2 protein-coding genes are annotated in these 2,202 nt (G+C 65.3%); both read right to left on the reverse strand.

The features are described 5' to 3' along the window. Window positions 1-108: 108 nt before the first annotated feature. Window positions 109-1,032, reverse strand: coding sequence for a glycosyltransferase (locus ACV4UX_RS18790; protein ID WP_491594810.1), 924 nt, complete (start codon window positions 1,030-1,032; stop codon window positions 109-111). A 197-nt stretch (window positions 1,033-1,229) separates the two neighbouring features. Then, the coding region (locus tag ACV4UX_RS18795; protein WP_491594811.1) for a B12-binding domain-containing radical SAM protein at window positions 1,230-2,202 on the reverse strand (973 nt) is incomplete at its 5' end.

Here is a 2,202-nt window from a genome sequence, read left to right on the forward strand (position 1 = left end):
GGGGCGCTGCCCCCGAACCCCTGCCAGGGCTCTGCCCTGGACCCGGCAGGGGGCTGCCCTGCACCCGCCCGGGGGGTGACCCCCCCGGACCCGCAGTAGGGGTTGTTGTTAACGTTTCAATTTGTCTACGAGATACGACAAGCCTACGAGAAAACGGAGAAAGTACATGCCGAAGGCCAGGCGGGGATGTGAGAGAAGCCTGCGCCAGCGGCCGTGTTCAAGGAACACGCCGAAAAAGCGGTAGACCGCCCCGAACTGGCGGCGGATGTCGGCGTCCCCGGCGGGCCACTTGGCGATATAGGCCTCGAAGGACCCGCCGTAATAGGTTTTCTTGGTCAGGTAGCGCCAGAGGTCGAAGGCCGCCTCGTTGTGGAAGAGAAGCGGCCTGTCGTCGCGCGAGAGGGCCTCGTACCCGGCGAGGCGCTCCGTGTAGCCCTGCTCGGGGAGCACTTGCACGTAGGCGTCCACCCGGTCGAAATCGTAGGTGGAGAGCAGCCCCACCTTTGTTGCGGAGCGCATGCGCTTGTCGAAGTCCCAGTCTTCGGGGCCGGTGAGTGACTCGTCGAAGCCGCCCGCCTGGTCGAAGGCGCGGCGGGTGAAGGCGCGCACGCAGTCGATGACCGTGGCGTCGTAGAAGCTGCGCTCGAAGCGGCGCACCGTAGGGAAGAAGCCCTTGCCCAGCACGATTTCCGGGATGTAGAGCGCGCCGTATCCCTGGCGGAGCATGGCCACGCAGCGCTCGAGCACGGAGGCGGAGAGGATCATGTCGGCGTCGAGGAAGACGAGCACGTCGCCGGTGGCCTGGGCGAAGCCGAAGTTGCGCTGGGCGCTGCGCTCGGGGCCCTTGTCGAACACCTTGTCGGTGTAGCGCCGGGCGATTTCCTTGGTGTCGTCGGTGGAGGCGTTGTCCACCACGATGATTTCCACAAGCTCGGCCGGATAGCCCTGGGCCTTCACGGACTCCAGGCAGTTGCCGATGTTGCGGGCTTCGTTGCGGGTGGTGACCACCACGGAGACGCGATCGAGGGTCATAGACGGTATGTCGCTCTTTTGCTTGCTGCCTGAAAACACAAACCCCCATTGAGGGGGTCCGGGGGGAATCATTCCCCCCGGCGGGTCCAGGGCGGAGCCCTGGCGGGGTTCGGGGCGGAGCCCCGACGGACTGCGGAGCCGCGCCCCGCCTTGCATCTTGCACCATTCCGCGCGGCAGGGCGCGGGCCGGGTCAGCCTTACTTCTTGCAGTCGGCGCAGCCCTTGCGGGAGTTCAGCAGGTGGCCGATGAGCTTCCCGGCGGCCCTGTAGAAGAAAGCGATGTCATCCATACTCCTGATGGAGAGTATCTTGCGCAGGATGAACGCCGGGGTCAGGGCGGCCTTATACAGTTCGTTCTTGAATTGCAACACGTCTTCGTTGCTGAGCGGCGAGCGCCAGACGCTCTGGCGCATGTCGTAGTCGTCCCAGTCCTCGGTGAGCAGCCAGCCCTGGTCCTTGGCCTCGGCGAAGAGGGGGGTTCCGGGGTAGGGCACCACGATGGTGGCCTGGAGCGTGTCCAGCACGCCGGAGACGAACATGCGCTTGGCGAAATCGATGGTGGCGCGGGCGTCTTCGCGGGTCTCCCAGGGGTAGCCCACCATGGTGGTGATGTGCGGGGAGAGTCCTGCCTTCTTGCACATGCGCAGGGTTTCCTCGATCTGGGCCACCTTGATGCCCTTGACCAGCCTGTCCAGGGTGGACTGCACCACGGACTCCAGGCCGATGAGGATGAAGCGGAAGTTGGCGGCCTTCAAAAGGTTCCACTGTTCCTGGCTGAGCGCGCCCACGCGCATGTTGCAGCCCATGACCACCTTCTTGTGCAGGCCGCGCTTCACCATGCCCCGGCAGAAGTCCTCCAGCCACTTCCCTTTGGGGAAGCAGCCCGAGTCGTCGAAGATTTCCTTCACGCCCAGGGCGGCCAGCTTCTCGATCTCGTCCAGGTGGCGCTCCACGGAGACGGTGCGGTAGTTGCGGCCGGGGTAGAGGGTGGTCCAGGAGCAGAAGGTGCACTTGCCCCACCAGCAGTCGCGCCCTGCGTAGACGTAGGTGCCGGGGGTGTGCTTGAAGTTGCCGTTCTTGTAGGCGTACAGCTCCCAGCGGGTGAGGGCGCGGTCGATGTGGGGGAGCTTGTCCAGGTCGTGTTCCAGGGAGGCGGGGCCTGTGTCCCTG

The sequence above is a fragment of the Fundidesulfovibrio sp. genome (assembly GCF_058402725.1).